Here is a 23,263-nt window from a genome sequence, read left to right as displayed (position 1 = left end):
ACCTATAGTATAAGAAATATAAGTAATTAGAATTATATAGTTTAATAACAAAATAATTCTTTTTAGTAAAAATATTACTCCCAAAACATAACGTTATCTCCCGCTTACTTCCTGAAAAGAGGCATGTAAACCTGATGTCGTCCAAGTCTGAAATTCTTATTGTCGGTGGCGGAGTGGCAGGACTTGCCCTTGCAACGCGTCTGGGTAAAACACTTGGCCGGCACGGAAAAGCACGTATCACGCTTATTGATAAAAGCTTTTCACATGTATGGAAGCCCATGCTGCATTGCTTTGCCGCAGGCACAGTGCAGAATGAAAATGACCGCATCAGTTTTATGGCGCAGGCCAGCAGCCACAATTTTGAATTCTGGCCCGGTGAAGTCGTTTCTATTGATAGAGAAAAGCGGGAAGTTGTTTTAAGCCCCTTACATGCATCAGACGGCAGCAAGGTTCTGGATAGCAGAACCATGACGTATGATGCCATTGTGCTGTCCATCGGAAGCCGCGCCAATGATTTTGGCACCCCCGGTGTGCTGGAAAATTGTCTGTTTATTGATAATCTTGTTGAAGCCAATGCTTTTAATGAAAAATTCAGAATGGAAATTCTGAAGTCATTTGCTGATAATTCCGAACTAGATATTGCTATTGTTGGGGGCGGGGCCACAGGTACCCAGCTTGCTGCGGAACTTCATAAATCTCTTGAGATTGTTGACCCGGTTAGCTTGCATGCATTTGGCAAGGCACCGCCAAAACTGAGCATTACTTTGTTACAGTCTGGTGCGCGCATTCTTCCTGCCTTTCCGGAATCTGTTTCCATGGCAGCACAGCAGGAATTGGAGCGGATTGGCGTTAATGTGCGCACATCTGCCCGTGTTGCCGCGGCTGACCCCACAGGGTTTACGCTGAAAGATGGCACACATGTGCCAGCTACCCTGCGCGTATGGGCAGCGGGTGTGAAGGCGCCGGAGGTAACAAAAACTTATGGTGGTCTTTCTCTAAGCCGCTCTGGGCAGATCAACGTCAAACCTAACCTGTGTTCTGTTGATGATGACCGTATTTTTGCAATGGGAGATTGTTCCTACATTGTAGATGATCCGCTGCCCGCTACGGCACAGGTTGCCCGCCAGCAGGCCCATCATCTGGCACAGCATCTGCCAGCATGGCTGGAAAGCGGTAAGGAAGTGCCTTCCTGCATCTTCCATAACAAGGGTGCCATTGTTGCTTTAGGTAACTACAATGGCTGGGCCGCTCTGCCGGGTGGTCGCGTTATGGGTGGCGGTATGCTGCATGGGCTTTCAGCCCGCATAGGCCATATTATGCTGTATCGTCAGCATCAGATAGAACTGTTTGGCTGGATACGCGGCTTGGCTTCCATCTTTGCTGATATGGTGGAAACTGTTATTCGCCCTTCCGTGCGGCTGGATTGATCTGATCTGTGGTGCAACCCAGAAGGGTGAGCGAAGTTTGCCATGCCTCATCCATTGGATGGGATGAATGCGTAATCTTTGTCATCAAGGTTGCACCCAGCCAGAGCTGATAGAGTGAGGATGCAAGTTTATGGGCGGGTAGGGTGGATTGTACAGATCCATCTTTCTGCCCTGTTTTTATAACCTGAGAGAGATGGGTGATAACAGAAGCTGTGCCAGTTTCCATAATACGGCGCATGCGTTCTGATATATCAGAAACCTCTGCGGCCAGTTTAACAATCAGGCATTTATCCCCAACTTGCCCTTTGATATGTGAACAACGCCAGAAATCCAGATAAGAAAATAATTTCTGTGCACCATTTTTATCTGGTGTGGCAAAGAGTGCATGAATATTTATTAAATAATCGTGCATATAGGAGCGGAGAAGTTCCTCTCCAAAAGCCTCTTTAGATGCAAAATAATGGTAAAATGAACCCTTGGGGATACCCGCAACTTCCAGAATTTGCGAAAGGCCCACGGCTGAAAACCCGCGTTCAGCAATAAGAGCACGTGCAGAATCTACTATTTTCTTTTTTGCGATATCGTGTTTTGTAGGCGTATTCATGAGCACGGAAATATCCTGATTTCTTTCAAAAAAGTTTTTATGCCTTTATCTAAACAGACACAAATATAAGCCTGACGATATCAGGGATGAATGATGTAGCTGTATAATACCATGAGACATGTTCATTTGGGAAACATTGTCGTGGAAACGTTTTTAGGAATATCTGTTTTGGAGAATGGAATCTTCACGCTCATATAAAAAATGAGTATGCAGATTTCATCCATGATATTGTAATTTTTGCTCCACTCTTGAGGCTTTATGAAACAGACAGCGTTTTGCAGGGCAGAGCTTGTAGCCGTTCTTTTGAATGTCAGAAAGGATACGCCCTGTGTGCTCACGCTGGAAAACGGTCAGGCCTTGCCTTCTGGTCCGTTGACCATGGGCGGCCACTCCTTGCAAAAGGAACTATGCCGATGGGTGGAGCAGCAAACAGGTGTGGTCTTGGGCCATACAGAACAGCTTTATACGTTTGCAGATACACAGGTGGCAGATAAAAGCCGCTTGGTACGTATTTCCTATATGGCGTTGATAAGTTCGCACTCAGATCAAACAATCGCAGAACGCTCGATCTATGATTATTTTCCGTGGGAAGACCGCAGGAATACAGAGGCACAGGCTCTGTTGCAGCGTATTGTTTTATGGCTGAAAAATTGGGCCGGAAAAAATGTGGTGCAGCAGCGGAGATGCGCCAGATTGTTCGGTCTGCCCCCGCATTCATGGAACGATGAACTAGCTTTAGATCGTTATGAACTGTTGTGGGAAGCCGGTTTGGTGCATGAAGCCAAGCATTTTGAAGGGCAGATCCAATCAGGTTTGCCAATGCAGGCAGATTTCAGGCGCGTTTTGGCAACAGCCCTTTCACGCGTAAGGGCAAAAATTCGTTATACATCTGTCGTGTTTGATTTGTTACCAGAGACGTTTACACTGTTACAGCTTCAGCAAGCGATGGAAGCATTAGCAGGCTGTTGGATGCACAAGCAAAATTTCAGGCGTCTGGTTTTACAACAAAAGCTGGTGGAAGAGGCCGGTGCTTTTGATACGCCTCAACAGGGACGCCCCGCAAAGCTATATCGTTTTCGGCCGGAGGCAGGGCAGAATTGCTATCTGGCAGGCGCTAAATTGCCACTAACGCCATTGTTATAAAAAGTAGGTTAAAAGCGCTTGTTTTTCCCTTGCGGTACATATACTCAAATTGAGCATATGTACCGCAAGGGAGGGTATTCATGTTGGCATTCAATATTCCAGACAGGGATACTCTGTATCAGCCTGTAGCCAGCATTATGGCGAGAGATTTTTGGGAAGACCGGTATGCAGCCGATATTGAGGCGATTATACGCCTTAAAAAGCAGCATAATGCCGTTATTCTTGCGCACAACTATCAAACGCCAGAAATCTTCCATTGTGTGGCTGATATCCGGGGCGATAGCCTTGCTCTTGCACGCGCTGCGCAGAATATAGATGCCGACATTATTCTTATGGCTGGCGTGCATTTTATGGCAGAAACAGCCAAATTACTGAATACAGAAAAGAAAGTTCTTATTCCGGATGTTGCCGCAGGCTGTTCTTTGGCGGAAGGCATTACGGCTGAAAATGTAAGGTACCTTAAACAGGCATATCCGGGTGTGCCTGTTGTAACCTATGTAAACAGCACGGCCGCAGTTAAGGCAGAAAGCGATATCTGCTGCACTTCAGGCAATGCGCGCAAGGTGGTGGAAAGCCTGAACGTTCCACGTGTGATCATGATTCCAGATGAATTTCTGGCGCGTAATATTCAGGCAGAAACCGGAATTGAAATGATAACATGGCCTGCGCATTGTGAGGTGCATGAGCGTTTTACCCCGCAGGAAATTCGGCAGTATCGGCGTATGCATCCGGGGGTAAAAGTTGTGGCGCATCCTGAATGCCCGCCAGAAGTGGTGGAAGCAGCAGATTATTCAGGCTCCACAGCTCAGATGATTACCTATATTGCAGAAGAAAAACCGGAAAAAGTCCTTCTGGTTACTGAATGTTCCATGAGTGATAATTTGGCGGCAGAATACCCAAACACCACTTTCGTGCGTCCATGTAATCTGTGCCCGCATATGAAGCGCATTACATTGCCCGCTATCCGAAAGTCTTTGGGAAATCTGGAGGCTGAGGTTGTTATTCCTGAAGCCTTGCAAGAGCGTGCCCGTTTGGCGGTTGAGCGTATGCTGCGTGTTTAAAGGCTAGGATAGGAGCTTTCAGCATATGTCTTACGCAAGCCATTTGCCTACTCTGTTATGGAAACCTGTTATTCAAACAGCATTGTTTGAAGATCTGGGGCAGGGAGGAGATATTACCACACAAGCCTTGGCAACGCCCGGGCAGAAAATACGCGCAGTATTTCGCGCACGCCATCAGGGTGTTGTTGCGGGGCTTGAAGGGGCCCGGCAGGCTTTTGCGCTTTTAGATGAGCATGTGCAGTTTCGTACCTTCAAGCAGGATGGGGATAGGCTGGCCATCGGTGATGTGCTGGCTGAAGTAGAAGGTAATGCCCTAACTGTTCTGGCGGGAGAGCGGACAGCCTTGAACATTCTCTCTCATCTAAGCGGTATCGCTAGCCAAACGCGCCAGATGGTGGATGCTGTAGCAGGTACTAAAGCGGTTATTTGCTGTACACGCAAAACACTTCCGGGGTTAAGGGCTTTACAAAAATATGCCGTAAAGGCAGGCGGAGGTGGCAATCATCGTTTTCGGTTAGATGATGCTATTTTGATTAAAGATAACCATTTGGCTTTGTGTGGCGGTCAGGTGGATGTGGCTTTGCAAAAGGCGCGTGAGCGGGCAGGCCATCTTATGAAAATTGAATTGGAAGTAGATACACTGGAACAGTTGGAAGCCGCATTGGCCAGTGGTGGTGCCGATGCCTATCTGCTGGATAATATGGATACGGACACCCTGCGCAAAGCAGTAGACATGATTAACGGCTCTGCCATTGCCGAGGCATCAGGCGGGATTACGCATGAAACTGTGCGCGCTATTGCTGAAACCGGGGTGGACGTTATTTCTGCTGGCTGGCTAACGCATAGCGTAAAAGCTTTGGATATTGGGTTGGATTACGTCTAGTTTCGCAAAACATATCCAAAAGCTTTTATACTATATGTAAAACAACCTCATGCTTGCATCTGAAAATCTGCCTGAACAGCCACAGCAGAAACAGGTGGCCAGAACTCAGATGCAATTTGCCCCTGTAATTGAGAAAGCTGCTGTTGTATCCAGCTCATATAATCATGCAGACCACGGATAATAATATCTTCGGCAGTTTGTTCGGCAAGCGTAACACGTAGTTCTGCAACACATTCTTGCAATTGGCTGCAACGTGAACGCAAGCCGGGATAAGATGCTAAAAGTGCCAGTGTTTCATCCATCAGGCGTAAATTGGCTGCCAAGGACCGGGAGAAACCTTCATTTTTTAGTAAGAAGCCCACAATATTGGCAGGTGTAATTGTAACAGGCCGCAAACGGCGGAAGGCATGGTAAGCAGCCGCAGAGCGCAAAACGGCTGTCCATTGCGTAATGTCAATTTCAGAGCCAGGGGCTTCCCCTTGGGGCAGCAACATATGGTAGCGAATGTCTACCAGACGCGTAATCTGGTCACACCGTTCAAGCGTTTTGCCCAGTTTATAAAAAAGCCATGCCTGGTCACGGTAAAGCGTGCCTTCCGTAACGCCAAAATGGGCCTGACAATCCTGTTTGATATGTGTGCACAGGCTTGAAAGGCTGTTTTGATAAATATCTTTTTCCTTCAAGTCCAAAACCCAGCGCGTGAACACATTTAACTGTGTCCACATTTCAATAGAAACGAGGGGGCGAACTGCGCGCGCATTTTCACGTATAGCATGGGCAGTTGCGCAGATAGAGGCTGGGTTTGCCTGTTCTGTCAGATAAAAGCTGGCTACGGCATCTGCATCACCAGATGGATGTAGGGCAAGGAAAGTCTGCTCGTCCGAGTTAATTTGCACAATGGAATGCCATGCAATCTGGCCGTTAGCATCGCGCACAAATGTTTCTGTCACTTCCAGCAGGCGGGCCAGATTTTCTGTGCGCTCCATATAGCGTGCCAGCCACATCATGCATTCGGCGTAGCGAGAGAGCAGGTGGCCCTGTGTTTCGTTCATCATGATGCCATCACCCATGTATCTTTAGAACCACCACCTTGAGATGAATTCACCACCAGAGACCCTTTGCGAAGTGCCACACGGGCCAAGCCTCCAGGCAGAACCCATACAGAGCGACCAGTTAGAGCAAAGGGGCGGAGGTCCACATGCCGTGCTTCCACGCCATCTGGGCAGAGGGTGGGGGTGACAGACAGATTGATAACGGGTTGGCTGATATAGTTGGAAGGATCCGCCAGTAATTTTTCCCTAAAATCTGCCAGTTCTTTCTGGCTGGCGTGCGGCCCAATTAACAGACCATATCCCCCTGATTCCCCAACAGGTTTTATAACCAGCTTGTTCATATTGGCTAACGTATAAGCAAGGCCGTCTGGTTCTGCGCATATATGCGTCTCAACACTTTGCAGAATGGGGTCTTGCCCTAAATAGTAACGGATAATGCGCGGCATATAAGCGTATACGGCTTTATCATCGGCAACGCCTGTGCCCAAGGCGTTGGCAAGGGTGACGTTGCCGCGTCGATACGCTTCTACCAATCCGGGAACGCCCAGAAGGCTGTTCGGGTTAAACGCGAGTGGGTCCAGGAAGTCATCATTCAGGCGACGATAAATGGCATGCACGGCCCGCGGTCCGTTAACTGTGCGCATAAACACCCGATGGTTTTCAACAAATAGATCTTTACCTTCCACAAGGGGCACGCCCATCTCGCGGGAAAGAAAAACATGCTCAAAGTAAGCAGAATTATAAATGCCAGGTGAAAGAAGAACGACTTGTGGATCAACCACACCTTCAGGCGCCACTTCGCATAGAGTCTGATGTAGGCGTAGGCCATATTCCTCAACCGAGCGAATGGGCAGACCAGATGCCAGATCCGGCATAAGGCGCAGCATCATATGTCGGTTTTCAATAACGTAGGATACGCCGGAGGGCGTGCGGGCATTATCTTCCAAAATCAGAAACTGGCCGTTATCGTCCCGTATCAGATCGGTGCCGTTGATATGCACATAAACGCCGCCCGGAACATCTACCCCCACCATGGCCTCACAGTAATTGGGGTTATTCAGCACCAGTTCGGCGGGCAGGATGCCATCTCGCAGGATGTTTCGATCATGATAAATATCATGCAAAAACAGATTGATGGCTTGAATACGCTGCTGCACACCCCGCTCTACGTGGTCCCACTCCTGCGCGGTAATAACACGGGGGATGGCATCAAACGGTAGAATACGGTCGATAGCTTCCTTATCTGAATACACCGTAAAGGTAATGCCCATACGGTAGAGCTGGGCTTCTGCGGCCTGCGTTCTGCGGCGCAGTTCCGGCAGACTGAGTGCTGCAAGTCGGTCTTTTACACATTGTAAGGTGGGGGGCGTTGGATCACGCCGATTCATCAACTCGCAAAAAAAATCAGGGATGCGGTAATTATCCAGTAATCCTGAGGAAGTTGCCTGAGGGGGAGCATGCAGGGCTGTTGGTGTCATGGTTTCTCTCCCGTCAGGTTGGCGGCCAATGTGGCCTCAACTTGTTTCACTACCGAATTAACTGAACAGGTTTCCAGATGTTTGCCAAGTCTAAAAACGCGGCTACTTGCGCAAGTTTTTGATTGCGTTGGATATGTATTGCATGTGCGCGCCATGCTGCTATGGTTTTACGCTACAAGTGCGTGTTCTTGTTGAACGAGGCAACAATGCTTGCCATGAATAAGATAAAAGACAGGGTTAGGGTTTGATGAGTTCTCACGTTATGCTGACACATCGAACCTGTTATCGGTATGATAGGCCTGTCAGCATGGGGCCTCAAACTATTCGGCTGCGTCCTACGCTGCATTCGCGCACACCTGTGCTTTCATACAATTTGCACGTGCAGCCAACTGAGTGCTTGGTGAACTGGACACAGGATGCGCTGGGCAATCAGATTGCATACGTTGAATGTGCCGATCAGGTGACTCAGTTTGATATTGAAGTGGCACTTATGGTGGACCTGACACCGTATGATCCTCTTGCTGATACAGCTATAGGTCCGGAACCTTTGAATGAAGGAAATGGGCAAACGCCGCAGCGTATAAGTGAGAATATGCAATCACTCATCGGTGCGCATCAGGTTCTGGCAGCGCAAAACCCCTTGGACAAAATTAAGGCTCTTAACCAAGTTATTGCACAGCGGATTCAATACCAACGGCGTATGGAACCGGGTGTTTGGACGGCAGAGGAAACATTGCAGCACGCCAGCGGTTCTTGCCGAGATAGCGCATGGTTGCTGGTAAGTGCCGCGCGTCATCTTGGTTTTTCGGCTCGCTTTGTTTCCGGTTATCTTATTCAGGAAGAATGTGCGGAAGGTAAGATTACAACCCTGAATGGTGATTTACACGCGTGGGCGCAGGTTCTTATCCCGCAAAAGGGCTGGATTGGGTTTGATACCACATCTGGCTTTCTGGCAGGCGCAGGGCATATTCCGCTGGCAGTTGCAAATACACCGCAGGATGCAGCGCCTGTTTCTGGCGTGCTGGATTGTTGTGAAGCCGTATTTGATGTGTTCATGCAAGTGCAGCACTTACCCCGACAATGAAACGGTTTTCCTGCCAATCCTGCAACCATCTGGTGGGGTTTGAGGCAACGCAGTGTGGATATTGCGGTATTACCGTAGGGTATTTGCCCGAGCTTGCGGCCATGACAGCACTAGAACTTCAGGCCGATGGCACATGGTTGCCTTTGGAAGAAAAGGCAGAAGGGAAAGCGCGGGCCTTTTGTATCAATCATGTTTATGGTGTGTGTAACTGGTTGACATTGGCCGCAGATAGTAATGCAACAGCCGGGTTTTGTGTTGCCTGCCAATTTAACCGCATGATCCCCAATTTAAATGTGCCAGAAAACAAAGATCGTTGGTACAAACTGGAAGTTGCAAAACATAGGATGTTTTACACAATCCTGCGTTTGAAGCTTCCGTTTAAAAACCGGCGGCAAGACCCGGAAAACGGTTTGGCATTTGATTTTCTGGATGATGCAGCAGATGGCTCTGTTGCCATCATGACAGGCCATAGCAATGGCATTATCACAATTGCCACCAAGGAAGCGGATGATGCTTACCGTGAAAAAATGCGCATCGAAATGGGAGAGTATTATCGTACTCTGCTAGGGCATTTTCGCCATGAAATTGGTCATTATTACTGGAACATTCTGGTAAGAGATGGTGGAAAACTGGAAGCCTGTCGTGCAGTTTTTGGTGATGACCGCGCAGATTATCAGGCCGCATTGCAAACCTATTATGCGCAATCTCCCCCGCAAAACTGGCGCGAGAATTTTGTAAGCTTTTATGCGACATCTCACCCATGGGAAGACTTTGCAGAAACATGGGCGCATTATTTCCATATCGTTTCTACACTGGAAACGGCTTTGGCTTACGATATGACTGTAAGCGCTACAGTGGGCGGAGATGCACTTCTTTCCCCGCATGGAGACCCTTACACAACCATGCCTTTTGAGGAAATTATCAACGCATGGGTTCCGCTAACTTATGCGGTCAATAATTTAAACCGTTCTATGGGTTTGCCAGATTTTTATCCGTTTACGTTAACGCAGGGTGTCGTACACAAACTGCATTTTATTCATGATCTTATTCGAGGTGTTCAGAATAAATTATAAACCCTTGGGTTTTGTGGCGTTATACCGCACGTAAAATAAAACCCGATGCAGCCAAAAATGCGGCATCGGGTTTTGAGTATTGTAATACCCTAAGCTAACAACAGCTTAGCGATTATACGCTTTCTGCTACCCAGCTTTTGCGTTTTGTTGCCTGACCAATGCCGGGATTCATGCAGTTGCAGGGGTCAAGCTGCTGATAGTGGTCCAGCATGTTTTGCGGAGCCTTATACAGGTGGCCCACATTATGCTCTGCCGGATAGCGTGCCCCACGGGCATCTAAACCGGGCAGCATTTCATGCTCTACAGCTATAGCATTATACCCTTTCTTCACCACGTAATCCTGATGCATGACATGGCAGAGGAAGTGGCCGTAATACAGTTTAACAATCAGCTTGTTTTCAATATCCTGCGGCAGTTTTTCAAACCACTCCCGATCATTCCGGCGGAGGGCAACGTCCAGCGCCACAATATCTTCTGCTTCCTTATGGTGCACAGCGCGGTATCTTACAGCCGCACCAGCGGCAGCAAAACGATGCAGGAAGGCAAGTTTGCCTTCTTCTGCCGTGCATTCAAAATAGTCACCAGTTGCGCTGCCAAAATATGTCTGCAGATACTGGCGCATAGGCCCTGCCAGATCGTGCGAGACCTTGAGCATGAGATGGTGTTCAAACTTGTCCCGGTAATCCAGCATCCGGGTAGGAAGCTGACGTGGTAACAGGTAGCTGATGGCCTGCATGATCCGATCACTCAGGTGGTCGGGCAGGAAACCAAGTTTTTTGGCAAAAATGTCAAACCGGGATTTCATGGCGAACATTTTTGGCAAAAACTTGGTGCCAAAATAACGGATAACCGCAAAAGTATCCTTGCCGTATTTTTCAGCAATATTAAACGCGTCACGGTGGATATATTCCCCGCAAATCGGCAGTTCATTAAATGCTGTCAGCACATGGCGACGCAGGTTTTCCAGCTCATCCGTATTGTTGGTGCCGATATAGAAAACAGACGTATCTTTGTTGGCAGGAAAGGTATCAAGGCGCACAGCAAACACAACCAGCTTGCCCGCGCAGCCCGCGGCTTCATACCAGCGTGCCGGATCTGCATTGTAGCGGGCAGGGGTATCGGCATCAATTTCGCGCACGTGGTTGATGTAATTGCCATCGTGCCCTTTGCCTGCGTTCCAATCAATATCTGCTTCAGTAAAGGTGCCAGCTTCCAGCTTCTGCAATATTGCTTCCGGGTCATTCCCCAGTTGGATACCCAGATGATTAACAAGTTGCAGTTTACCATCCGGCCCAACCTGACCAAACACAGCCATTTCTGTGTAAGCTGGACCACGCTGCACCAGTGCGCCACCAGAGTTGTTGCTAACGCCACCCAGAACAGAGGCACCAATACAGGAGGAACCAATAACAGAATGCGGTTCCCGCCCAATGGCAGCCAGTTTGCTTTCTAGTTCGTAAAGCGTGGCACCCGGTAGGCACACAACCTGCTTGCCGTTACCAATCAGATGAGATTTATCCAGTCGTAGCGTGCTGATAAGCACGATATCACGGTCATAATTATTGCCATCTGGGGTGGAGCCACCAGTCAGACCCGTATTGGCGGCCTGCATGATAATAATTTTATCAGCATTTACGCAGGCCTGAGCAACGCGCCAAAGTTCGATAAGTGAGCCTGGCTGAACAACAGCAAGCACCTTACCCGCACCAAAGCGAAAACCATGGGTAAAACGATATGTGCTGTCTTCTCCGGTCAGGACATGGTGCTGGCCAGCTATATTCTTCAGCTGTTCGATCAGCTGCTTGTTGTTTTCTGCGGCGGTTGTCACGCATAAATCCTTTCTACGGCAGCCGGAGGTCGTATTTCAGATACCGGCAAGAGTATAACGTAATGGTGTTTTCACGGTTACGCCTGATATTGCGCCGTGAATAACAAATGACAAGAAACATGGCATAGGAACGCAAGAAAGTCTCTGGCTACCCCCATTTCTGGCAACGCATGCCTGTTATAACATGTTGGGGCGCGTTTGTCGTATTATCTTGAAATACCCAACGTATCAGGCGGTTATTGGGAGGGTGATAACGTGAATTGTTTGGAAAATTCTGAAAGATTTTTTATCAATGGGCAGTGGGTTTCCCCCTCTGCGCAAGATCAGCAAGACATTATCAACCCAGCAACAGAAGAACCTTGTGGTCGTCTTGCATTGGCCCACGCGCAGGACGTGAATCGGGCTGTTGAGGCTGCTCATGCGGCATTTGAGGCATGGAGCACCACAACACGTGCTCAACGGCTGGAAGTTTTAGGCCGTATTCCCTCTATCTATCAGCGCAGAGCAGAAGAGATGTCGCAGGCGATTTCTCTGGAAATGGGGGCTCCCATCACCCTCGCGCGGGAAAGTCAGACCCCAGCAGGCTTGGCGCATATAGAAGAAACGTTGGATGCCTTGCGCCACTACCAGTTTGAAGAATGTGAGGATGATATTCTCATCACTCATGAACCCATAGGTGTTGCCGGGCTGATTACGCCGTGGAACTGGCCCATGAACCAGATAGCCTGCAAGGTTATGCCAGCCTTGGCTGCCGGATGCACCGTTGTGCTCAAACCTAGTGAAATTGCGCCTTTATCTGCCATTATATTTACAGAAATTCTGCATGAAGCAGGCGTTCCCGCTGGTGTGTATAACATGGTCCAGGGTGATGGCCCTGTGGCCGGAGAAGCCTTGGCCAGCCACCCGTTGGTCAATGTGGTGTCTTTTACCGGATCAACACAGGCGGGCATTGCCGTGGCGCAGGCCGCAGCGCCTACTGTTAAACGTGTTTTGCAGGAACTGGGCGGCAAATCTGCCAATATCATTTTCCCTGATACGGATTTTGCAGATGCAGTAGAACGGGGTGCCCAAGAGTGTTTTGGAAATTCCGGCCAGTCCTGTGATGCACCAACCCGCATGTTGGTGCCGCATGAGCTGATGGAAAAGGCCATGGATATTGCAGCTAAAGTTGCGAATGGTCTGCGTGTGGGCAATCCGGCCGATACCATGACAGAGCTTGGCCCCGTTGTAAGTACCAGCCAGTTTAACCGTATTCAGGCATTGATTGAAAAAGGTACAGCCCAAGGAGCCATTCTGGCGGCTGGCGGGGCAGGGCGTCCAGAAGGGCTTACGCAAGGGTATTACGTGCGCCCCACCGTGTTTGGTCACGTTACATCGGATATGGTGATTGCGCAGGAAGAAATCTTCGGTCCGGTTTTGTCCATCATGGGGTATGCGGATGAAGATGATACCATCCGACTGGCAAATAGCACACCATATGGTTTGGCCGCATATGTGCAATCTGGCAGCATGGAGCGTGCTCGTCGGGTCGCACGTAAGCTCCGGGCTGGCACAGTTACCCTTAATGGTGCTGCGTGGACCGTAAAAGCTCCATTTGGTGGGTATGGCCTGTCTGGCAATGGCCGTGAATGCAGCCGTTTTGGAATTGCAGAGTTTTTGGAAACCAAAGCAATTGTTGGATACGGAGCAAACTCAAAAAAGCACTGAACAGTTCAGAAAGAAACTATCATCGTCTCAAAACATTGTGTTCATGGCAAATGTTTGTCCCAATCTTTTCATCATTTTGAGATGTCCAAAAATACACATTTGCAAGAATTGATGCAGGTCATGGTTGGGATATCTGATTCAGGCTGGGATCAGCGCGCAATTCAACAGAATGTATAGGTAAGGGAAGTATTATGGCACGTGTAGCAGGCAAGGTTGCCATTGTTTCTGGGGCCGCTAATGGCATTGGCAAGGCAACCGCACAGCTTTTGGCTAAGGAAGGCGCAAAAGTTGTTATTGGTGATTTAAAAGAAGAAGATGGGCAGAAAGCTGTTGCAGAAATTAAGGCAGCAGGTGGTGAAACCGCATTTGTCAAACTGAATGTAACAGATGAGGCTGCATGGAAAGCCGCTATTGAGCAAACGCTTAAGCTTTATGGGCGGCTGGATATTGCAGTGAACAATGCAGGCATTGCGTATTCTGGCAGTGTAGAAAGCACATCTCTGGAAGATTGGCGGCGCGTTCAGTCTATCAATCTGGATGGCGTGTTTTTGGGCACACAGGTGGCTATTGAGGCCATGAAGAAGTCGGGCGGTGGATCCATTGTCAATCTGTCTTCCATTGAAGGACTGATTGGGGACCCAATGCTGGCCGCCTATAACGCCAGTAAAGGTGGGGTAAGGCTGTTTACAAAATCTGCGGCCCTACATTGCGCCAAATCTGGATACAAAATTCGGGTAAACTCAGTGCATCCCGGCTATATCTGGACACCTATGGTGGCCGGTTTAACAAAGGAAGATGCTGCTGCGCGCCAAAAGCTGGTGGATCTGCACCCCATTGGCCACTTGGGTGAGCCCAACGATATTGCTTACGGCATTTTGTATCTTGCTTCTGATGAATCCAAGTTTGTTACAGGGAGCGAACTGGTCATTGATGGTGGGTACACCGCACAATAAGCAATCAGGTGTAAGGGAGTAAAATTTTATGTCCGGTAAAAAGCATTTCTCTCCAAGGCGGGAGAAAAAGCATGCGACACGTGAGGATTTGATCCTTGGCTTACTCAATCAGTTTGGTTCTTCTGTAGAAACTGATCGGGAGAAATATCTGGATCTGGTGTCTGAAATTGCAGAAGCGGTAGATGGACGCCGAAAGAGAAGTAGCAACGTAGATGCTACTGAAGGTAATCCAGACGTTAGCGGTTAAATATTTCTAAAAATTAAAGAGAATTAAAAAGAGCCAGCCATTTATAGTAAGGGCTGGCTCTTGTTTTATTTATGGCAGAGGGTGAGTAGCGTTCAGTTTTTCACGCTCTTCCAGCACAACGCCCGGCTGCAGCGGTGTAGCGCGTTCCTTTTTAATATCATCCGCCGAGAAGGTGGGCGTAGAAGCCGCGCCACTCAGGGAAGAAACGTAGGTCAGCAGAGCGGCAATTTCTTCGTCAGACATGGATGCCATGGAAGGCATGTACCCCATGTAGGAACCACCAGCGGCCTTCAGGCTGCCAGCAAGACCGTTCAGCAGTACGTGCGCCACGTAGGTTTTGCCTTCAGGAGAAGCCGCAATTTTGTCAATGCGTCCTTTCAGGGGCGGAAACTGCCCAGGAACGCCATCGCCGCTGCTCTGGTGGCACATGGCGCAGTGCGTTGCATAAAGCTGTGCGCCATCTGCCGCTGCATGCGCCGCACCGGAAAAGCCTACGCCTCCGGTAAGAGCTGCCAGCAGAGCGAGAACGGTCTTTTTCATAAAATACTCCTGAAAACTGTTCGATAATGAAATGACTATACACGGATAACCTATCTTCTCAACCTAAGGAGGTTGAAAGAATACGCTTTCTTTATTTCGAATAATCAGGGCGGAAGAAAGGCTTCACGGTTACAAATAAGGGATGAACCACCGGGAGAACTGCGCAAAAAGAGAGAACAGGACGCATCAGGCAAAGCGCATTTTGCGTGAGCACTTCTGTTTTTCTGAGTAAAATTGAAAGATATTTTTTTTAAGAAACAGCTCTTTGTTCCATAGGTCATAAGTATGGAAATAAAGAATCGCTCATAGTCGGATTTAAGATGTGCAGATGTAAAAGCACAAAATAAAATTACATTAAATTTTCAAGGAGAAGTAGCAGCTTACTGCCATTAAATGGTGCCCAAGGGCGGACACTTGGCACCCGCAGAAAACATATATTCCTTTATAAAACAATCTCTTAGATTCTTTTATATTCTCTTAATTTCATCTGTTTTCGTCCGCCCCTACACCAATTTTACACCAAGGCGTAAGGCTTCCCGCAGGAGGGAAGTATGGCATCAATTATCAAGCGAGGGCGCTCTTGGAGGGCCATGATTGTCCGCAAGGGGCAGCGGGTAAGCGCAACCTTTGATACCAAGGCCGAGGCTGAAGATTGGGCTTTAAGATCTGAAGCGGCAATTATGTCTGGCGTGCAGGCCAAAGCTGTTGCTCCTATGTCTGCCACGCAATCCGTGATTGATCTCTTCAGAAGGTATGCCGCAGAGGTTTCGCCTGGGAAAAGAGGAACGCGATGGGAACAAATCCGCATTGCTGCCTTTTGCCGCAGCGAACGGTTTGCCGGGCCCATTCAGCTTTTCTCAGCCATTGATATGGCCGGCTGGCGAGATGATAGGCTGCTGGAGGTTGCTCCTTCTACGATTAACCGTGACCTCAATCTTATATCCGCCATTTTCAACCACGAAATAAAGGAGGGGCGCCTGCCGATTCCATCAAACCCGGTGCATGATATCCAACGGCCACGGAACCCTAAAGCACGGACGCGCCGAGTCTCGCAGAAAGAGCGGGATGCTATTGCTGATTATTTGGGGTGGGATTGTGCCAGCACGCCATCTACCCAGCGGGAATGGGTGGCCTTTGCGTTCTTTCTGGCATTGGAAACCGCCATGCGGAAAGGTGAGCTGCTTTCCATGACGTGGGGAGATGTGCATCTGCACGAAAATTACGTGCATCTGAGCATGACCAAAAACGGCGAAGAGCGCGATGTGCCGCTTTCTTCTACGGCAAAGGCGCTTTTCCTTCTGGCATCGCCTGCTCAATCTAATGAGAGTGTTATTCCGATTACGTCCGGATACCTAGATACGACATTTAGGCGTGCGACTCGTGATCTGGGGATGAAGGATCTGCACTTCCATGATTCGCGCCGGGAAGCAGCAACGCAGCTGAGCAAAAAACTCTCAAATGTTTTGGAGCTATCGGCGGTGACTGGCCACAAATCTCTTGATCTGTTGAAAATATATTACCGGCCAGACCCGTCCGATCTTGCAAAGAAGTTAGGCTGATTAAATCTGGCGCGGCCTTCCGCTGCGCCGCTTTTGCGGTTGCGCCGTGGTGTTTACCCAGCGCCGCACGGTTTCGGGACTCCAACGCGGACGCCCTAAGCCTGATACTCTGGGCGGTAGTTTTTCTGGATACATGGATGCCCAGCGCGTGATGGTGCTTTCCTGATATTGCAGAAAGCGTGCCAGTTCGCGTGCTGTCCATAGTTGTTCCATTGCTTCAGCCATCATGCTCTCCCCAGGTAGCGTGTTTCAGATAGGGCGCCGCGTTTGTCTGCCTGCATGCCCTGGTGCAGGCGTGTGTTTTCTCCAGCATGAACAACTGCTTCTTCGCTGTGACCGTTCATTATCAAAACAACCAGCGCAGCAATTAAGGAAATAAGAGCAAGTTCCTTAGCAAGACTTCTCATACTTCCAATCCTTCAAAAAACCATGTCAGCGGCACGTCCAGTGCGGTGGCGAATGTTGGCAGGAGCGTTGCTTTTATGGCGTTCTTGCCGGTTTCATACTTCTGCATCTGCTGGTAGGTGCAGCCTATGGCGTGGCCTAGCTGTTCTAGGCTCATGCGCAGTTCATGGCGGCGCTGGCGGATGCGAAAACCCAAGTGCTTATCGTTACGGATGCGCTTTGGCGCTTCTACCTGTGGTGGTGGCGCGTAGGTGCCTAGAAGCTGCTCCAGATCTATCTGTGCATCCATAGGAATGTGTTTCCGCATATGCCGATAACTGACAGCACAATCCACAACATGGTGAGGCGATGGGAGGGCGCAGGGTTGCGCATTGATGTTTCCTACGCTGCCAAACATTTTCTGACCTCACGGCGGATAATTGGATATTCCTGCCGTGCCGTTTCTGTAAGGGCACAGTACCAAAAGCCGTCTATTCTGATTCGCCGCACCAGCTTTCTGGCTGCCAGTTGAGCTGATGCTGATGCCACTGTTTTGCTGTGGGTAAGGTATCCATCCGGCTGTGCCGCCAATATGGAAAGTGCCACAGCCTGTTTGCGGGTTAATGCTTGGTGGTTGAACATGGTGCTGCTTCTTCAGGAAATTCGCCTTGTCCGCATTGGATGCCTGCATTCACAGTTGCCCTGAAATCTTCCGGATTTTTGAATTTTGGAGCGAAACCAGAAGAAAAGCCAAATATAGTTGCAGCAGCCAAAACAATATCGCCTGGATTATTTCCGCTTACAGATATGGCGGGACGGTATCCTTCATTCTCTATTACATTCATTACTGCTGCCATACTGAAATTGGCATCATGTGGGGCAGATTGGATATGCGCCTTGAATGCCGCATAAGTTTTGTCCAATTCATGGAGCGCCTGTTCTTTTTTGTCGGTCATTATGCAGTCCTCACTTCACCCAGAATAAAGCCCTGAATGCGTGCCAGCGGGGTGCGGCGCTTGGCGTAGCCGATGCGCAGGGCAGTATCTGCAATGTCCTGTTCTGCTTCCATGGCGTTGGCCATGTCTTTGACCAGGGAAAGCATGGCCAGCTTTTCTTTGCTGTCCACATTGTTGTGGATGAGCTGCTCCAGCTGCGTACGGGCAGCCTGAAAGGCGTGATTGTTCATTTGATGTAGCTTTCGAGGATATTAGCGCGGGTATAGAGAAGCTCGGCTTCTTCACGGGCATGGTGCGCAAGCTTGCGCCATGATTCCGCGCCATAATGGTTTTCACTGGCGCGACATGCGCGGTGATAGGTTTCCAGCACGATGGAATGAGACATCAGGGCATCAGCCTGCACGCGAATAAGTGCCGCGCGGCGATGTGCTGATTGTGCTGTTTTGAATGCGCTGAGATGCGCAGGGCAGGGGATGGCGTTCATACGCTTGCCCCTGCCATTTTATTGGCTGAAGTGCGGGAGAGACGGTTGCCGTACTCTCCCGCATTTTCCATCATCGGGCGTTCACAAGACTCGATGAGGAAACTGATGCCTAAGGACGATAAAAAACAAACGCAAAAGGATAAGCCAAATTTTGTGCCTAAACCTTCTATTTTTGAGCAAAGAACAGGCCAGAAGGGCGCTAATAATAGCAGTTCAGCACCGAAAGAGAATAAGAGAAGGGATATGCAAGAGTTACTGAAATCTATAAAAGAATTACGGAATACTCTTAAAGATAAATAGCTGCTACAATTGCTGCTATAAATGCTACAATAGGCATAACCAGCAGCAGGTTCCATGCTCTGCGCACATGCTTTGCACAAATATCCACGAGTGTATCGTTTATGTGCAAGGCATTCTCTAGTGATTTCAGTCTTTCTACTGTGATGTACAAAGCTGAAGCATCGGGTGGTGGGCTTTCTATCAGCTTGAGCCATATGCTGGGTGAAAGGCCACCGTTTGACCAGTTGCGCACCCGCAATGCCTGAAATGCCTCTATTACAGCAGCTGCGGTTAGAATAAAGCCGCAGGCTGCTGCTATCCGCCGCGGCATTCCAAGAGTTGGCGCAAATACCACGCCCCCCATTACCACGCTTAGAGGCAAAGCCCAGCCAATAATGGATGTTGCTGTTTTTGTAAGGCTTTCCCGCGATTTGTCTGTTTCTGCTAAAGCCGTTTCGGCAGTTTTCAGAGCTTCCTTTGCTGCCCAGTAGGGAAAATCTTTCCCCATTTCGCCCATATCCGTTTCCGGTTCCAAATTTCCAGCTTCTGGTTCCTGCGTCATGCTGCAAGCCTGTTTTGGTGTGCTGTGTAGGTGTTGTGCAAAGGGTAGCATGTGCATGAGAGAACACATACTGTTCTGGCCTATTGGTCTGATGAACCATCTTGCTTCTCTTTGAAGGGGAAGCCTGTTGCCAGACTCCCCCAACTTTTTCCATTCTTGGCGCGCCAACAGACCCAAGAAAGGAAAAATGGTGACAAAACAAATCTCTAAAGAAGTAGATTGCGCTCTTATTCAGGCGGCAGGTGCATTAACGCGCAGTTACCACAAGAACAAGGCAATGACGGCTGTAGGAAAAGAGGTTGCCGAAATTGCATGCAATCTGGAAATTCCAGCTCAAGAACTTGCAAAGCGCACAGCAGAAGCAAGAAACCGCCATAATAGTCTTGAAGAAGTTCTTCAAAGTTATGGAGAAGTTCTTGAGGGGCTGCGTGCTAAGTTCAGAGATGGAACTTTTTCTGCAGAGTAATTTAGGCTTTCCCTCTGATAAGGGCTTCTTGTCTGCGCATTGCGATCAGAAGTTCCTTGTTAGAGGGCTCTTCCTCTTCTGTAGCTACTCCCTGTGTATCAGGGATTGCCGCATTCTTGCGCAGTTCCGCAATGGAAGCTGTTACCAGTTTTTCCACATGCTCATGGATACAGAGCAGGTGGTGGGCATCTGGATCTTTTTCGATAAAAAATGATGCGGCATACCGCGCTAACCTAAGCGCTTCCAATTTGCGCTGATCCCTGAGCGCATCACCATTACGGGATGCGGCGTCTGTTCCGCTTTCTGCTTCCTGCGCGATGGAATAGGGCACGCGGGTTTCTGTAGGGAATCTCCCTTTGCGCTCTTCTACCAGCACAAAGCCGCCATCGGCTTCTTCAATTTTGTATCGTGTATTCGACACGGTTTTTCTCCACCACGGGTTGTGATGGAGAAACCTTAGTGGCGGTAATGTTCTGGGGCAAGAAAAATCTTACCGCAGCTAAGTTATTTTTTTAGACCTTGCACCATTTTGAGAATGAAATCCTGCTGTTCCGGGGGTAAATCGCGGACTGCCTTGAGGATATCTTTCTCCGCAACGGTCTGTGCTTTCACTTCCTCTTCTGGCTCGTTGCCGGTTAATAGCCATCCTATAGACTTTCCCAATGCTTGTGCGAGCGCGGCTAGGCGCTCCCTCCTCGGCGAGGAACGCCCGGACTCATATTGCGTTATGGCGTTCTCTGAAACGCCAATAATGCTTGCAAGCTTGGCCTGAGTAAACCCTAAAAGTTCCCTTTGTGTTCTCATTCTCCGACCCATGGCGATTGCTTTGGGTGTAGGAGGCAGCTTTTTGCTGGGTTTCGTGCTCATAGTGATTTGATGCCATGCACTTGGCACATCGGAACCTTATTTCTGTTGCATAAGAACCTTAGCAGCGGTAATGTTATCGGTATGAGAGACGCAGTTCTGAATGAGATCATGAAGATTAGGAACGCTAACAAGCGGATTTCCGATGCCTGCGGATTATCCACTGCGGCGGTTTCCCAATGGAAACGTGTGCCTAAAAGGCACCTCCATAAAGTTGCTGCCGTGTGTGGAAAGTCAGCACAGGAACTGCGTCCGGATCTCTTTGCTAAGCATGAAACCACTGGAGTTGCGGCATGACTGATTCCCATGATGCGACAATGCCGCACACACCGGACACCGTCACGCGGATGGTGTCCAGTAGAAAGCAGATAGAAGCGGAACTTGTTAGTCTTCTTGATCTAATTGAGGGGCTTGTGCTTTTAAGAGCCCCTCCAGATCTTTTAGATCCTTCTGCCCCTGCTTGCTCAAGCAGCTTGGCAGCACGTAATCATCAGCATTTTCGCTTTCTGCTTCCTCATGTTTCCCGGTGGAAACGTAAGTGCGTAAATTGCATGCTTCAGAGGCAAGGTCAGGCAGATTCATTGCGTCCGCTTCAGCGCTTGGGTCGCCTTGTATGTGGCGCTTTAATGCACGTGCTCCGTTCTGAATATCCTTGTCAATCTGCCGATCCATTTCTTTCTGAAAATCGCGGCGGAAAAGGTCAGGATTGTCTATGCGAGAAGCGGCGACAAACAGAGCACGCACGGCGTACTCAAGAGACACGACTTTACGCTGAAGTTCTTCAAACTGTGTCAAGGATACAGAAACTTCTTCGTCATCAGGATACATCAAGATCTCCATTTTCTACATTGAACAAAAAGAAAATGGACGATGGCGGGCGGCATGGCAACGTGCCGCCCGATTCCTACACTGTGCGATCCCCTGAAAATGCGAATGCTGGAGATGCAGCATGATTGATTGCCATGATGTGGAAATGCATCACACACCGGACACCAACCTCAATGCAGAACTTTCTGGGAACTTGCTGCATCCTCTGAAAGATGAAGACATAGAGCGACTTCAATTTTCAGCTGCTTATGATGGTATTTTGCTTACGCGGTCTGCCATCCTTCAGGCTGCCGTGAAATGCGATGACTTGTCGCAAGTAGTAGCTCAAGAACTTGCTGGGAAATTTCCCCAAACGATCGTGCAAGAATGTGCTCGGCGTCTTTGTCTGCAAGCAGGACTGTCAGACATCCTGACCAAGGCAGCTTTGCATCGTTTACAGTTAAAGATATCTGAAACTCTGTCTTACCAGTTGGCAGACCTTCGCCCTGGCGACGTACGGACAGAAGTTTTAATTGGTTGGTGTTCTCCAAAGCCGACATTGAATTCATCCTCTGTTGAGAGCGTTGACACCCCAACGATGGATGATGGCGGGCGGCATGGCAACGTGCCGCCCGATTTCTGCGCTGTGCGATCCCCTGAAAATGCGAATGCTGGAGATGCAGCATGACTGATTGCCACAACGTATTGGGGGCCGAATTAAATCGTATTTTGGAGGAAGCCAAGGCACTTTTACATAATGTCGGGAGTGAAGGCATGAGTGATTCCCAGAAGCGCAATTCAAGAGACGTTGATCCGATTTGCATGATCAGTGTGGCAGATTGCGGCAGCTCATTGCTCCAGGTGAACAATGCTTCACAAGATGCGCCTGTTCTGGATCTGGATGCCAAACAAACATGGCTGTTGGCTCGTTTGCTTTACATCATGCAGGAGTTCCAGAATGGCGCTGATGCCAATAAGGAATTTCGGTATCTGCTGCGTGATTTGGCTCAAAACGCATGGCCCACAATGTCTTGTGATCACGTTATGGGTATGGATTATCAGGATAGGGCCAGAGGTTGTTTGGCGACTGTGTATGGGCTGGAAAAACCGCTTCGGCCCGAAGATATTGGTACACTCAACCGGCATGAATTTACCGTTGGCGTTCCTGCTCAAGACGAGACGCAGGCAGGTTGATCATGCTGAATGAACTACGTTTCTGGCTGCGTTCTGCCCCATGGTATAGCCTGCGAATGCAGCCTGACACACGGCTTTTGCTAGGTGTGGCTATAACTGAGATTTCCATACAAAAGTTTGGGCAAAGCGAAGACGTTACGGTTTGTTTTTACTACCCCAGACTGCGCGATTTTGTGCGCCATGTGAGGGTTTTCGGTTTTCCGAAATTGTATTGCCCTACATTTGCACGCCTGAAGGCGTTTTTTACGCCATGAGCTTCTTCAGTAAGGATATGAAAGATCTAGACGATCTGTGCCGCCGGACTTTGGATATGCGGAAGGATTTGCAAGCACAGCGTGCGGCTCTTCTTTCCAGCGTTTTCACTGATTCCCGTGGTGGCCATACTGTGGATTGGGGCACGAAACAGTGCCGTAATTCTTCAAAAGTGAATACAAATTCTGAGCAGATGCAATGCATGATGTTGCTTGGCATGGCTGATACACTCCTTGCGGCAATACCTCTAATGCAGGAAATTCTGTGTGAAATGCAGCGTGTGTTGGTGTTGAGGAATGCCGCAGTATGACACCATTTTCTAATCGCTTTCTGGCGTCCATCAAAACAGCCACAAAACGTGCGGTTGAAGCCGTTG

At 49.0% G+C, this 23,263-nt stretch carries 31 protein-coding genes; 15 read left to right on the top strand and 16 right to left on the bottom strand.

The window, feature by feature from the left end; all coding sequences use genetic code 11:
* The first annotated feature begins 134 nt into the window (after positions 1–134).
* The gene (locus tag APA10_RS07260) at positions 135–1,427 is read left to right on the top strand and encodes an NAD(P)/FAD-dependent oxidoreductase (protein ID WP_014457245.1); all 1,293 of its coding nucleotides are present in this window, start codon (positions 135–137) and stop codon (positions 1,425–1,427) included.
* On the opposite strand, the gene APA10_RS07255 is transcribed toward APA10_RS07260, so the two are convergent.
* Positions 1,399–2,031 (bottom strand): TetR/AcrR family transcriptional regulator, encoded by a 633-nt coding sequence (locus APA10_RS07255; RefSeq protein WP_003630379.1) that lies wholly within the window; start codon positions 2,029–2,031, stop codon positions 1,399–1,401. The genes APA10_RS07260 and APA10_RS07255 overlap by 29 nt on opposite strands.
* 258 nt (positions 2,032–2,289) lie before the next feature.
* On the opposite strand from APA10_RS07255, the gene APA10_RS07250 reads away from it, so the two are divergent.
* The 3 genes from APA10_RS07250 (at position 2,290) to nadC (ending at position 5,118) form a co-directional block, all read left to right on the top strand.
* Complete coding sequence (locus APA10_RS07250; RefSeq protein WP_003630380.1) at positions 2,290–3,174, top strand: NUDIX hydrolase; 885 nt, start codon at positions 2,290–2,292, stop codon at positions 3,172–3,174.
* A gap of 80 nt (positions 3,175–3,254) precedes the next feature.
* On the top strand, positions 3,255–4,235 hold the full coding sequence (gene nadA, locus APA10_RS07245) for a quinolinate synthase NadA (RefSeq protein ID WP_003630383.1): 981 nt from the start codon (positions 3,255–3,257) through the stop codon (positions 4,233–4,235).
* 25 nt (positions 4,236–4,260) lie between these two features.
* On the top strand, positions 4,261–5,118 hold the full coding sequence (gene nadC / locus APA10_RS07240) for a carboxylating nicotinate-nucleotide diphosphorylase (protein WP_003630384.1): 858 nt from the start codon (positions 4,261–4,263) through the stop codon (positions 5,116–5,118).
* A 47-nt stretch (positions 5,119–5,165) separates the two neighbouring features.
* Here the strand turns inward: nadC and APA10_RS07235 are convergent, their stop codons facing one another.
* Together APA10_RS07235 and APA10_RS07230 are read right to left on the bottom strand one after the other, a co-directional pair.
* Positions 5,166–6,170: an alpha-E domain-containing protein gene (locus APA10_RS07235; RefSeq protein WP_174714346.1), complete on the bottom strand. Its 1,005-nt coding sequence runs from the start codon at positions 6,168–6,170 to the stop codon at positions 5,166–5,168.
* A complete protein-coding gene (locus tag APA10_RS07230) occupies positions 6,170–7,648 on the bottom strand; it encodes a circularly permuted type 2 ATP-grasp protein (protein WP_004449813.1) in 1,479 nt (492 codons plus the stop codon). Before APA10_RS07230 ends, APA10_RS07235 begins: the two co-directional genes overlap by 1 nt.
* Before the next feature lie 247 nt (positions 7,649–7,895).
* Between APA10_RS07230 and APA10_RS07225 the strand changes: the two genes are divergently transcribed.
* Together APA10_RS07225 and APA10_RS07220 are read left to right on the top strand one after the other, a co-directional pair.
* Positions 7,896–8,732, top strand: coding sequence for a transglutaminase family protein (locus APA10_RS07225; RefSeq protein ID WP_035366090.1), 837 nt, complete (start codon positions 7,896–7,898; stop codon positions 8,730–8,732).
* A complete protein-coding gene (locus APA10_RS07220; RefSeq protein ID WP_004449818.1) occupies positions 8,729–9,805 on the top strand; it encodes a zinc-binding metallopeptidase family protein in 1,077 nt (358 codons plus the stop codon). The genes APA10_RS07225 and APA10_RS07220 overlap by 4 nt, the downstream gene beginning before the upstream one ends.
* A gap of 112 nt (positions 9,806–9,917) precedes the next feature.
* On the opposite strand, the gene dld is transcribed toward APA10_RS07220, so the two are convergent.
* Positions 9,918–11,633, bottom strand: a complete 1,716-nt coding sequence (gene dld / locus APA10_RS07215) for a D-lactate dehydrogenase (protein WP_004449820.1) — start codon at positions 11,631–11,633, stop codon at positions 9,918–9,920.
* Between the two features lie 198 nt (positions 11,634–11,831).
* On the opposite strand from dld, the gene APA10_RS07210 reads away from it, so the two are divergent.
* The 3 genes from APA10_RS07210 (at position 11,832) to APA10_RS07200 (ending at position 14,540) form a co-directional block, all read left to right on the top strand.
* A complete protein-coding gene (locus APA10_RS07210) occupies positions 11,832–13,340 on the top strand; it encodes an aldehyde dehydrogenase family protein (RefSeq protein ID WP_035366091.1) in 1,509 nt (502 codons plus the stop codon).
* A 191-nt stretch (positions 13,341–13,531) separates the two neighbouring features.
* On the top strand, positions 13,532–14,293 hold the full coding sequence (locus APA10_RS07205) for a glucose 1-dehydrogenase (RefSeq protein WP_004449824.1): 762 nt from the start codon (positions 13,532–13,534) through the stop codon (positions 14,291–14,293).
* Positions 14,294–14,321: 28 nt separating this feature from the next.
* Positions 14,322–14,540, top strand: a complete 219-nt coding sequence (locus APA10_RS07200) for a hypothetical protein (RefSeq protein WP_003625801.1) — start codon at positions 14,322–14,324, stop codon at positions 14,538–14,540.
* A 69-nt stretch (positions 14,541–14,609) separates the two neighbouring features.
* Here APA10_RS07200 and APA10_RS07195 read toward each other — a convergent pair whose 3' ends face one another.
* The gene (locus APA10_RS07195) at positions 14,610–15,080 is read right to left on the bottom strand and encodes a c-type cytochrome (RefSeq protein ID WP_004449839.1); all 471 of its coding nucleotides are present in this window, start codon (positions 15,078–15,080) and stop codon (positions 14,610–14,612) included.
* Between the two features lie 551 nt (positions 15,081–15,631).
* Between APA10_RS07195 and APA10_RS07190 the strand changes: the two genes are divergently transcribed.
* Positions 15,632–16,639 (top strand): tyrosine-type recombinase/integrase, encoded by a 1,008-nt coding sequence (locus APA10_RS07190; RefSeq protein ID WP_035367404.1) that lies wholly within the window; start codon positions 15,632–15,634, stop codon positions 16,637–16,639.
* On the opposite strand, the gene APA10_RS07185 is transcribed toward APA10_RS07190, so the two are convergent.
* The 7 genes from APA10_RS07185 to APA10_RS07155 all read right to left on the bottom strand — a co-directional run bounded on the left by APA10_RS07185 (position 16,640) and on the right by APA10_RS07155 (position 18,463).
* Complete coding sequence (locus APA10_RS07185) at positions 16,640–16,864, bottom strand: hypothetical protein (RefSeq protein ID WP_014457231.1); 225 nt, start codon at positions 16,862–16,864, stop codon at positions 16,640–16,642.
* The gene (locus APA10_RS07180; RefSeq protein WP_004449844.1) at positions 16,864–17,046 is read right to left on the bottom strand and encodes a hypothetical protein; all 183 of its coding nucleotides are present in this window, start codon (positions 17,044–17,046) and stop codon (positions 16,864–16,866) included. The genes APA10_RS07185 and APA10_RS07180 overlap by 1 nt, the downstream gene beginning before the upstream one ends.
* Positions 17,043–17,333 carry a helix-turn-helix domain-containing protein gene (locus APA10_RS14275; protein WP_250697646.1) on the bottom strand — a complete coding sequence of 97 codons (291 nt, stop codon included), beginning with the start codon at positions 17,331–17,333 and terminating at the stop codon, positions 17,043–17,045. Before APA10_RS14275 ends, APA10_RS07180 begins: the two co-directional genes overlap by 4 nt.
* Positions 17,334–17,425: 92 nt before the next feature.
* A complete protein-coding gene (locus tag APA10_RS07170; protein ID WP_004449848.1) occupies positions 17,426–17,665 on the bottom strand; it encodes a hypothetical protein in 240 nt (79 codons plus the stop codon).
* Positions 17,644–17,979, bottom strand: a complete 336-nt coding sequence (locus APA10_RS07165; RefSeq protein WP_004449851.1) for a hypothetical protein — start codon at positions 17,977–17,979, stop codon at positions 17,644–17,646. Before APA10_RS07165 ends, APA10_RS07170 begins: the two co-directional genes overlap by 22 nt.
* Positions 17,979–18,209, bottom strand: coding sequence for a hypothetical protein (locus APA10_RS07160; protein WP_035367402.1), 231 nt, complete (start codon positions 18,207–18,209; stop codon positions 17,979–17,981). The genes APA10_RS07165 and APA10_RS07160 overlap by 1 nt, the downstream gene beginning before the upstream one ends.
* Positions 18,206–18,463, bottom strand: a complete 258-nt coding sequence (locus APA10_RS07155) for a hypothetical protein (RefSeq protein ID WP_004450037.1) — start codon at positions 18,461–18,463, stop codon at positions 18,206–18,208. The genes APA10_RS07160 and APA10_RS07155 overlap by 4 nt, the downstream gene beginning before the upstream one ends.
* A gap of 105 nt (positions 18,464–18,568) precedes the next feature.
* Here APA10_RS07155 and APA10_RS14880 point away from each other — a divergent pair, with 105 nt between their 5' ends.
* Positions 18,569–18,763 (top strand): hypothetical protein, encoded by a 195-nt coding sequence (locus APA10_RS14880; protein WP_155116673.1) that lies wholly within the window; start codon positions 18,569–18,571, stop codon positions 18,761–18,763.
* On the opposite strand, the gene APA10_RS14875 is transcribed toward APA10_RS14880, so the two are convergent.
* The gene (locus tag APA10_RS14875; RefSeq protein ID WP_035366728.1) at positions 18,750–19,304 is read right to left on the bottom strand and encodes a hypothetical protein; all 555 of its coding nucleotides are present in this window, start codon (positions 19,302–19,304) and stop codon (positions 18,750–18,752) included. The genes APA10_RS14880 and APA10_RS14875 overlap by 14 nt on opposite strands.
* Before the next feature lie 127 nt (positions 19,305–19,431).
* Here APA10_RS14875 and APA10_RS07140 point away from each other — a divergent pair, with 127 nt between their 5' ends.
* Positions 19,432–19,770, top strand: a complete 339-nt coding sequence (locus APA10_RS07140) for a hypothetical protein (RefSeq protein WP_250697645.1) — start codon at positions 19,432–19,434, stop codon at positions 19,768–19,770.
* Between the two features lies 1 nt (position 19,771).
* Here the strand turns inward: APA10_RS07140 and APA10_RS07135 are convergent, their stop codons facing one another.
* The 3 genes from APA10_RS07135 to APA10_RS07120 form a co-directional block, all read right to left on the bottom strand.
* The gene (locus APA10_RS07135; RefSeq protein WP_003631227.1) at positions 19,772–20,191 is read right to left on the bottom strand and encodes a hypothetical protein; all 420 of its coding nucleotides are present in this window, start codon (positions 20,189–20,191) and stop codon (positions 19,772–19,774) included.
* Positions 20,192–20,274: 83 nt separating this feature from the next.
* Positions 20,275–20,637 (bottom strand): helix-turn-helix domain-containing protein, encoded by a 363-nt coding sequence (locus APA10_RS14270; protein WP_124326537.1) that lies wholly within the window; start codon positions 20,635–20,637, stop codon positions 20,275–20,277.
* A 381-nt stretch (positions 20,638–21,018) separates the two neighbouring features.
* Positions 21,019–21,462, bottom strand: a complete 444-nt coding sequence (locus APA10_RS07120; protein WP_003631225.1) for a hypothetical protein — start codon at positions 21,460–21,462, stop codon at positions 21,019–21,021.
* Between the two features lie 121 nt (positions 21,463–21,583).
* Between APA10_RS07120 and APA10_RS07115 the strand changes: the two genes are divergently transcribed.
* From APA10_RS07115 to APA10_RS07100, 3 genes are all read left to right on the top strand, one after another.
* Positions 21,584–22,129 (top strand): hypothetical protein, encoded by a 546-nt coding sequence (locus tag APA10_RS07115; RefSeq protein WP_035367401.1) that lies wholly within the window; start codon positions 21,584–21,586, stop codon positions 22,127–22,129.
* Positions 22,126–22,635: a hypothetical protein gene (locus APA10_RS07110; protein WP_003631274.1), complete on the top strand. Its 510-nt coding sequence runs from the start codon at positions 22,126–22,128 to the stop codon at positions 22,633–22,635. The genes APA10_RS07115 and APA10_RS07110 overlap by 4 nt, the downstream gene beginning before the upstream one ends.
* Positions 22,636–22,885: 250 nt before the next feature.
* On the top strand, positions 22,886–23,197 hold the full coding sequence (locus APA10_RS07100) for a hypothetical protein (RefSeq protein ID WP_003631272.1): 312 nt from the start codon (positions 22,886–22,888) through the stop codon (positions 23,195–23,197).
* Positions 23,198–23,263: the final 66 nt, after the last annotated feature.

The organism is Acetobacter pasteurianus subsp. pasteurianus LMG 1262 = NBRC 106471 (assembly GCF_000285275.1).
GTDB classification, from domain to species: domain Bacteria; phylum Pseudomonadota; class Alphaproteobacteria; order Acetobacterales; family Acetobacteraceae; genus Acetobacter; species Acetobacter pasteurianus.
Note: the sequence above shows the minus strand (reverse complement) of the source record. Positions and strands in the feature narration are given on the sequence as shown.

Excerpts from the sequence above, each read along its gene's own strand:
- APA10_RS07110 (WP_003631274.1), top strand. The coding sequence starts at position 22,126 with ATGACTGATTGCCACAACGTATTGGGGGCCGAATTAAATCGTATTTTG.
- APA10_RS07230 (WP_004449813.1), bottom strand. The coding sequence starts at position 7,648 with ATGACACCAACAGCCCTGCATGCTCCCCCTCAGGCAACTTCCTCAGGA.
- APA10_RS07180 (WP_004449844.1), bottom strand. The coding sequence starts at position 17,046 with ATGAGAAGTCTTGCTAAGGAACTTGCTCTTATTTCCTTAATTGCTGCG.
- APA10_RS07205 (WP_004449824.1), top strand. The coding sequence starts at position 13,532 with ATGGCACGTGTAGCAGGCAAGGTTGCCATTGTTTCTGGGGCCGCTAAT.
- APA10_RS07115 (WP_035367401.1), top strand. The coding sequence starts at position 21,584 with ATGATTGATTGCCATGATGTGGAAATGCATCACACACCGGACACCAAC.
- APA10_RS14880 (WP_155116673.1), top strand. The coding sequence starts at position 18,569 with ATGCCTAAGGACGATAAAAAACAAACGCAAAAGGATAAGCCAAATTTT.
- APA10_RS07170 (WP_004449848.1), bottom strand. The coding sequence starts at position 17,665 with ATGTTCAACCACCAAGCATTAACCCGCAAACAGGCTGTGGCACTTTCC.
- APA10_RS07160 (WP_035367402.1), bottom strand. The coding sequence starts at position 18,209 with ATGAACAATCACGCCTTTCAGGCTGCCCGTACGCAGCTGGAGCAGCTC.
- APA10_RS07100 (WP_003631272.1), top strand. The coding sequence starts at position 22,886 with ATGAGCTTCTTCAGTAAGGATATGAAAGATCTAGACGATCTGTGCCGC.
- nadA (WP_003630383.1), top strand. The coding sequence starts at position 3,255 with ATGTTGGCATTCAATATTCCAGACAGGGATACTCTGTATCAGCCTGTA.
- APA10_RS07255 (WP_003630379.1), bottom strand. The coding sequence starts at position 2,031 with ATGAATACGCCTACAAAACACGATATCGCAAAAAAGAAAATAGTAGAT.
- APA10_RS07250 (WP_003630380.1), top strand. The coding sequence starts at position 2,290 with ATGAAACAGACAGCGTTTTGCAGGGCAGAGCTTGTAGCCGTTCTTTTG.
- APA10_RS07200 (WP_003625801.1), top strand. The coding sequence starts at position 14,322 with ATGTCCGGTAAAAAGCATTTCTCTCCAAGGCGGGAGAAAAAGCATGCG.
- APA10_RS14875 (WP_035366728.1), bottom strand. The coding sequence starts at position 19,304 with ATGACGCAGGAACCAGAAGCTGGAAATTTGGAACCGGAAACGGATATG.
- APA10_RS07260 (WP_014457245.1), top strand. The coding sequence starts at position 135 with ATGTCGTCCAAGTCTGAAATTCTTATTGTCGGTGGCGGAGTGGCAGGA.
- APA10_RS07120 (WP_003631225.1), bottom strand. The coding sequence starts at position 21,462 with ATGTATCCTGATGACGAAGAAGTTTCTGTATCCTTGACACAGTTTGAA.
- APA10_RS07220 (WP_004449818.1), top strand. The coding sequence starts at position 8,729 with ATGAAACGGTTTTCCTGCCAATCCTGCAACCATCTGGTGGGGTTTGAG.
- APA10_RS07225 (WP_035366090.1), top strand. The coding sequence starts at position 7,896 with ATGAGTTCTCACGTTATGCTGACACATCGAACCTGTTATCGGTATGAT.
- APA10_RS14270 (WP_124326537.1), bottom strand. The coding sequence starts at position 20,637 with ATGAGCACGAAACCCAGCAAAAAGCTGCCTCCTACACCCAAAGCAATC.
- APA10_RS07155 (WP_004450037.1), bottom strand. The coding sequence starts at position 18,463 with ATGAACGCCATCCCCTGCCCTGCGCATCTCAGCGCATTCAAAACAGCA.
- APA10_RS14275 (WP_250697646.1), bottom strand. The coding sequence starts at position 17,333 with ATGGATGCACAGATAGATCTGGAGCAGCTTCTAGGCACCTACGCGCCA.
- APA10_RS07165 (WP_004449851.1), bottom strand. The coding sequence starts at position 17,979 with ATGACCGACAAAAAAGAACAGGCGCTCCATGAATTGGACAAAACTTAT.
- APA10_RS07185 (WP_014457231.1), bottom strand. The coding sequence starts at position 16,864 with ATGGCTGAAGCAATGGAACAACTATGGACAGCACGCGAACTGGCACGC.
- nadC (WP_003630384.1), top strand. The coding sequence starts at position 4,261 with ATGTCTTACGCAAGCCATTTGCCTACTCTGTTATGGAAACCTGTTATT.
- APA10_RS07235 (WP_174714346.1), bottom strand. The coding sequence starts at position 6,170 with ATGAACGAAACACAGGGCCACCTGCTCTCTCGCTACGCCGAATGCATG.
- APA10_RS07195 (WP_004449839.1), bottom strand. The coding sequence starts at position 15,080 with ATGAAAAAGACCGTTCTCGCTCTGCTGGCAGCTCTTACCGGAGGCGTA.
- APA10_RS07190 (WP_035367404.1), top strand. The coding sequence starts at position 15,632 with ATGGCATCAATTATCAAGCGAGGGCGCTCTTGGAGGGCCATGATTGTC.